This window comes from Cohnella sp. GCM10012308 (genome assembly GCF_042649185.1).
Taxonomy (GTDB): Bacteria; Bacillota; Bacilli; order Paenibacillales; family Paenibacillaceae; genus Cohnella.
Genome location: NZ_JBHRYU010000029.1, coordinates 113,462 through 120,521 on the forward strand (window position 1 = coordinate 113,462; position 7,060 = coordinate 120,521).

At 58.3% G+C, this 7,060-nt stretch carries 4 protein-coding genes; 3 read left to right on the forward strand and 1 reads right to left on the reverse strand.

The features are described from left to right. The first annotated feature begins 234 nt into the window (after positions 1–234). Together ACFOTD_RS25515 and ACFOTD_RS25520 are read left to right on the forward strand one after the other, a co-directional pair. A complete protein-coding gene (locus ACFOTD_RS25515; RefSeq protein ID WP_378122767.1) occupies positions 235–1,770 on the forward strand; it encodes a glycoside hydrolase family 31 protein in 1,536 nt (511 codons plus the stop codon). 86 nt (positions 1,771–1,856) lie between these two features. Then, on the forward strand, positions 1,857–3,494 hold the full coding sequence (locus tag ACFOTD_RS25520; RefSeq protein WP_378122768.1) for a response regulator: 1,638 nt from the start codon (positions 1,857–1,859) through the stop codon (positions 3,492–3,494). Positions 3,495–4,289: 795 nt separating this feature from the next. On the opposite strand, the gene ACFOTD_RS25525 is transcribed toward ACFOTD_RS25520, so the two are convergent. Then, a complete protein-coding gene (locus ACFOTD_RS25525) occupies positions 4,290–5,681 on the reverse strand; it encodes a family 4 glycosyl hydrolase (protein WP_378122769.1) in 1,392 nt (463 codons plus the stop codon). Positions 5,682–5,860: 179 nt separating this feature from the next. On the opposite strand from ACFOTD_RS25525, the gene ACFOTD_RS25530 reads away from it, so the two are divergent. Next, complete coding sequence (locus ACFOTD_RS25530; protein WP_378122770.1) at positions 5,861–6,700, forward strand: helix-turn-helix transcriptional regulator; 840 nt, start codon at positions 5,861–5,863, stop codon at positions 6,698–6,700. Positions 6,701–7,060 lie beyond the last annotated feature (360 nt).

The window sequence follows — 7,060 nt, forward strand, 5'->3', positions numbered from 1 at the left end:
CCTCGTATTTGGCTGATGATCGTCGTGAGCTCTTGACGCTCTCATCATAAAGCACGGGATTTGCGCGTTGATATGCCCCAATTTTAAGATTGCGGCCACATTCTTTAGATCCTCTTTCCAGCCGTTTGCGTTGACTGCATAATTAAAACTGAAGCAAAAACTCAGCTGATCAAGGACGCAAAAACAGCTGGCATCCGCCCGCATCCGTCCGTTACAGACAAGGAGAAATGACCCATGACCGACATTTCGATCGCCGGACTGCCCGGCGAATATTGGTGGGGCGGCGTTATCAACGAAGGCGGCGCCATGCCGTTCGGACGAACGGTCCATGCGAGAGATCTGCGCATGACGGACGACAATCAGGCCTCCCCCCTGCTTATATCCAGCCAAGGAAGATATCTCTGGAGCGAGGAACCTTTCGCCTTTCGCGCAGACGAAAATGGGCTGACCGTCTCGCCCGGCGCCGGCGAGGTTATCCTGGAAGAAGGACACGGTTCGCTCAAAGGCGCATACATGCATGCCAGCAGTTCGCATTTCCCGCCGTCCGGCCGGATCCCCGATGCGCTTGCCTTCACGGCGCCGCAATACTGCACTTGGATCGAGATGTTCTATGCGCCTACGCAGGACAAGATCATTCGCTATGCGGAATCGATCCTGGCGAACGGACTGCCGCCGGGCATCCTCATCGTCGACGACAACTGGATGAAGGACTATGGCATGTGGGACTTCGACAAGCACCGGTTCCCCGACCCGGCTGCCATGGTCGCAGAGCTGCACCGCATGGGCTTCAAGGTGATGCTGTGGATGTGCCCTTACGTGAGCGCGGACAGCACGATCTTCAAGGAGCTCCGAAGCGGCGGGCTGCTCATGACGGGCGCGGACGGAGCGCCCGTGCTCCGGCAGTGGTGGAACGGCTACAGCGCCGTCATCGACTATACGAAGGCGGAAGGCGCGGCCTGGTTCAGGCGGCAGATGGACCGGCTGATCGCGGACTACGGCGTGGACGGCTTCAAGCTCGACGCCGGCGAGCCGATCCTGCCGGGCGCGACGGATACGACGCAGCCCGTCGCCTGGTCGCGTCCGCTGCGCCTGCTCGAAGACTGCGAGGCCTACGCGTCTCTCGGCGTCGGCTACTCGCTCGTCGAGCTGCGCATGTGCTGGAAGCTCGGCGGTCAGGCGCTCATCCAGCGCCAGCGGGACAAGACGCATACCTGGGACGCAGGCGGGCTCGGCGGCCTGATCCCGAACGCCATCGCGCAGGGGCTGCTCGGCTACGCGTTTAACTGCCCGGATATGATCGGCGGCGGCATGGACGGCGACATCAACTCCCCCGACTTCCGCTTCGACAGCGAGCTGTTCGTCCGGTATGCCCAGTGCGCAGCGTTGTTCCCGGTCATGCAGTTTTCCATGGCGCCCTGGCGCGTGCTGAGCGGCGACGAGCTGACCTGGTCCCTCGACGCCGTGCGGCTGCGGACCGAGCTCGGGCAAGAGCTGCTGACGCTCGCCCGCCAGGCGGCGGCCGACGGCCTGCCGATCCTGCGCAGCCTGGCGTTCGAGTATCCCGGCCAAGGCTACGAGCTTGTACAGGATCAGTTCCTGCTCGGCTCGGACATGCTCGTCGCGCCGGTCGTCGTCAAGGGACAGACGGCCAGAATCGTGCATTTCCCGGAAGGCCGCTGGCTGGGCGATGACGGCAGCCTCGTCGAAGGTCCCGTAGTGCTTCAAGTTGAGGCGCCACTCTCGCGGCTGCCGTGGTATCGTAAGCAGTAGACGTTTGCAATGAACCGCAATGAACCGCGATAAATCGTAAGGAATGGCAAGGAGTCGCAAGGAATCGAACCATGGGGGGAGAACGCATGTATGAGCTCCTAATCGTCGACGACCACTCTCACCTCGTGGACAGTCTCGAACGCAACATGCCATGGCAGGAGCTGGGGATCGGCAAGGTGCACAAGGCGTTTTCCGGCGAGGAGGCGCTTGAATTTTGCAAGACCAGCCCCGTCGACATCGTCCTCACCGATATCCGCATGCCCGGCATCTCCGGCCTGGAGCTGATCCAGCAGCTTAAAAAATACGACAAGCACTTTAAAAGCATTCTGCTGTCCGGTTACGGGGAATGGGATTATGCGCAGGAGGCGATCCGGCAGCAGGTCGACGGCTACCTGCTCAAGCCGGTGGATCACGAGGAGCTGGCCGGCACGGTACGCCGGTTGACGGAGGCGCTGCGCCTCGAGTGGGACGAGCGCGGCAGGCAGCAGAAGGCCCTGGATGTGGTCCGCGAGCATATGCCGCTGTTCAGGGAAAAGCTGCTGACGGATCTGCTGCAAGGACGCAAGCTGCCGCCCGAGCTGCTCGAGGAGAAGCTGGCTTATTATCATCTGCCGTTTCGCCCGGGAGACCTGACGGCGATGTGCCTCCTGCGCATCGAATCGTCCGCGGAGGAGCTGAACTGGCGGGACCAGTCCCTGCTCGCTTCCGCCGTCGCGAACATCGCGGAGGAGACGTTCTCGGACCTGTTCCACGTCTGGCACGGCCGCGATGCCTACGAGTACGAGGTGTTCATTCTCAAAGTCCGGGAGGAGACGTGGCTGGCGCAGGATCCGCAGCCCGAGCTTGCCCGGCAGCAATCGTTCGAGCATCTGGCCTCACGGCTGCAGCAGCACGTCAGGCAATTTCTCAAGAGCAGCATCTCGGTCGTCCTGGGCGACTGGCAGGTCATGGCGCACGGCCTGCGCGGCATGTACCGGGATTCGCTGGCCGTGTTCGCCCGTCAGCTCGGCGGCGGGACCGATCTGCTTATCCGTCTGCAGGACGCCGCCACGCGCGAGATGCCCTACCGCATTCACAGCCTGTACGAGTCGCCGACGTTCATACAGCTGTCCGAGATCGGCCAGTGGGAAGCGATCCGTTCGAAGTGGGATGTCGTCTTCCAGGAGGTGGCCGACAAGGGCATGGAATCGCGGGAAACGCTGCTCGAGCTTTATTATCACGCGATGGGCGCCTTCAGCTTTTTTGCCCACAAAAACGGGCTCAGCCTCCACGACGTCTTCCCCTCCGAGCCCGACAAGCCCGGCGACGCCAGCCGGTTTCGGCAGATGCGCCAGCTCCAGGACTGGGTCGCGCACACGCTCGATCAGCTGCAGGAGATGACGAAAAGCGAGTGGAACAACGAGCAGGCCGCGCTCATCCGCAAGGTGCAGCAGTTCATTGCGGAACGGCTCGCCGATGCCACGCTCCAGTCCGCGGCGGACCATGTCGGCCTGCATCCGGCGTATCTGTCCGCGCTGTTCAAGAGCAAGATGAGCGAAAATATAAGCGATTATCTGTACAGAGCGCGCATGCAGCAGGCGCGCGAGCTGCTGCTCGAGCAGCCCGACCTCAAGGTCAGCGACGTCGCTTCGGCGATCGGCTATCACAAGCCGCAGTATTTCATCAAGCTGTTCAAGGAGCATTACGGCCTGACGCCGCAAGATTACCGGAACAAATCCTCCTGACCGGGGAACGGTTAGCGGATCCGCTTGGCTCTTGGCGGTAGACAGGGGCTATGACCTTGGCGGTAGCCAGGGCCTATGCTCTTGGCGGTAGACTGGGCTATGCCTTTGCCGCTGCGCCCCTTGCCGGGCGAACGCTCCATCGCTTAGACGAGCCTAAGACTGCAAAAGCGTGCCGACCCTAGGAGGGTTGGCACGCTTTTGCTCGTTTCAGAAAAGTAGATTTGGCGGCGATTCGTGACAGGTAGGCGCGCTTCCGGCATGACGGAGCTTATCGATGCTAAGCTGGCGGAAAAACCTGCATATGTACATGTATTTTCCGTTGGCTTGCGCCACTGGAGGAAATACCTGCAAATGTGCAGGCAAATGCATAGCGCAAGCCGAAAATCCGGCTGATGAAGGAAAATAACTGCGCTTTTGCAGTTATCCTGCTAAAAGGGGTCGACATTGGCGGAAAAAGATGTATATTTGCAGGCATTGCGGCAAATCAACAACACGGTAGCATAGCGAGGGCAATGTAGCTCTAGATAGAACCTCTCCGTGGCTTCGCGGCATCAGACAAGTGAATGCAGCTCTGGTCAGAACCTCCTCGTGCCTTCGCGGCACCAGTCAAGGCAATTAAGCTCTGAACAGAACCTCTTCTTGCCTCCGCGGCACCTATCCGCTAGCCTGCCCCCTTCTACACTTACCTGAGCGCCGGCTTGGACATTCGTTATCCGGGATAGCGAAAGAGCCGCCCCGTCAGTCATCTCATGACTGATGAGCCAGCTCCTGTCTTATCTTCGTCCGCTCCATATCCTATTCCGCGTACCATTCCTCCGGAATCATATCCCGCTCCCGCGCGAGCAGCTCGCGGATGATCAGATCCGCGTCGTGAATCGAGCTGATGAGCGGATCGGTCATCATCGCTCGGCGCAGCTTCGCATAGCTGCGCTCCACGACGGCTTCCGCGGTCAGCTCGTGCGTGTCCAACACTTGCTCCTGCAGGCCGCGGATTCCTCTAGGCATCTCGCCTACCGGGAGCGGCTTGATCCCGTCCGGCCCGACTTCGCAGAGCAGCTCCAAAAACGCATCGTCGTTCATGTTGGTAACGGCGCCGCGGTTCAACGTATTCAGGAAGAAGCGTTTGCCCAGATTTCCCACCATGTTTTCAATGATGTCGGTGGCATGGTCGGGACCGAACGACTTCATATAGTCCGCGATCGGCAAGCGGCCGGACAGGAAGCCGTCCACCTGCCGCCACATCTCCTCGTGCCGCAAATACCGGTCCTCCGTCTCCCAGATCGACAGCGGCGGGATCGCGTCCTTCGTCTTGCCGAGGCCTTGCCAGAATCGTACGTATTCCTTGGTATGCGCCGTACAGGTCGGGATATAGCCGAAGATATCGTACAGCTCGTACGTAATGGCGTCGTTATAAAGCGCTTTGGCACCCTTGTCTCCGCCGTCGTTTTGCGTGCCGGCCGACGCCCGAAGCGACTCGGCAATCCGGGCCATGACGTCCCTCCCCTCATGCTCCGCCTTTACCAGCCAAGTGAAGTGATTGACCCCCGCCACGCGGAAGTCGAACTGTCGGTCGATCTCATCGTTAAATTCGCCCGGATCCCCGATGATACCCGCCCGAACCGCGTAATACGCTTTTTTGTGCGGCATATGATGGCTGTCGCACAGCGCGAAGCTCTTGAGCTTCGGCGCGTAACGGCTGAGCGCGATCCCGTGAACGGTGGACGGGTTAATGTAGTTAATCACCCAGGCGTCGGGACACAGCGCTTCGATGTCTTTGGCGCACGCCATAATGACAGGCAGCTCCCGCATCGCCCGAAAGATGCCGCCCGGCCCGATCGTATCCCCCGAGCACATGCGAATCCCGTACTTCAGCGACACCTCGCAGTCGATGCCGCGGTACTTGACCGTGTCTTCCGCAAAACTGAGCACGACGAAGTCCGCCCCCTCCAGCACCTCCCGGCGATTCGTCGATCCTTCCACCTTCAGAGTCACGCCGTTCTCCTGCGCCACCATCCTAGCAAGCCGGACCATCTTGGACAGCCGCTCTTCGTTCGTATCCACCAGGGCCAGCGTTCCGCTGTTCAAATAAGGGGAATGAACCATCTGCCATATCGACTGACGCCCGAAAAACAGACTGCCCGCTCCAATGACGACGACCTTCGGATGCCGTTCGTTTGAATCGCTCAAGACTTGGACCTCCCATTCGGTGATAACTCCATTAGGTTACGGCTTCATTATAAAAGAACGGAGAAAATGGAGAATATGCGATGGTTTGAGGTTCATGTCAAATAGTAAGATATTTAGATGGCCATCGAACCAGTGATATAATGGGATTCTCATAAGAATGTCTTATAGGGGGATTTGGCATGGCGGATATGTCTATCTTCGACGAGCTGTCGGAGATGATCGCGATTCGGATCAACTCCTTTAACGAGGAGGATCACGGGCGGGATTGGATCGAGCACAAGACGCACAGCGACTACGATCTCTGGTTCGTTCAGTCCGGGCAAGTCCATATTCAAATCGATGGGACCGAACATACGGCATGCGCAGGCGACGTCGTGTTCTTCTACCCCCAGATTCCTTATCGGGCTTCCGCACCGGCGGAGGGCTGCAGGTTTATGTACATCCATTTCGAGTACGGGATCGGCGGACAGCAAAGAATTCTGAAAGACTTCCCGTTATCAGGCATCGTCAGACACACGCTGATCCAAGAGGAATCACGTTTATTTGCTGCATCGTTCGGACGAACGACGGAGCGGGGAGGAACGCCCGGCGGCCGTTTGTACCTGAAGGCCGGTCTGACCGCGGTCATCGCCAGAATCATCGAGCTGCACGGTCAAGACCGCTATACCGGCGCTTTCCTGAAGGGGCAATCGCCGCGAAGGTCCGAACGCAATCTGGACACGCTGCAGCCGATTTTCCAATATATCGACGACCATCTGCACCAGCCGATTAAAATGGCCGAGCTGGCTGCCTTGGTGGGAATTTCCGAGAAGTATTTTATTTCCTATTTCAAAAAATCGCTTGGCATTACGCCGGGACAATATTTATTCCAAGTAAAAATGAACAGAGCGCGCGCGTATATCTATCAAAAAAGTTACACCGTTCAGCAGATCGCCGGTCTGCTCGGCTATCCCGACCCGTTCACGTTTTCCAAGGCGTTCAAAAAACACTATCGCGTGCCGCCGTCCAAGTTTGTGTAGGCATCTATCCGATCCGAATCCGGGGTCGCGCGAAAGTCTATCGACGGCTCGTCCGACGGCCATTCTCACGGGCCAGCGTATCGCCGCCAGCGTCGTACTGTCGTTGAAATGCCTGCAAATATACATCTTTTTATGCCAACCAGGAACCATTTGTACAAAATAGCTGCAAATATACAGGCATTTTCCTTCAGCAGTCGGATTTTTGGCTTGCGCTTTGCATATACCTGCACATACTCCTAGGCCCCCTAATCAAATTGGAGTCCCTCCCTACAATGTTTTAAACTAGGGATAAGGGAGATGAGCGGGATGGGAAAAAGGTTAAAGGAAGAAACACGGCTTAGAATTGTTAAGGAAGCATTG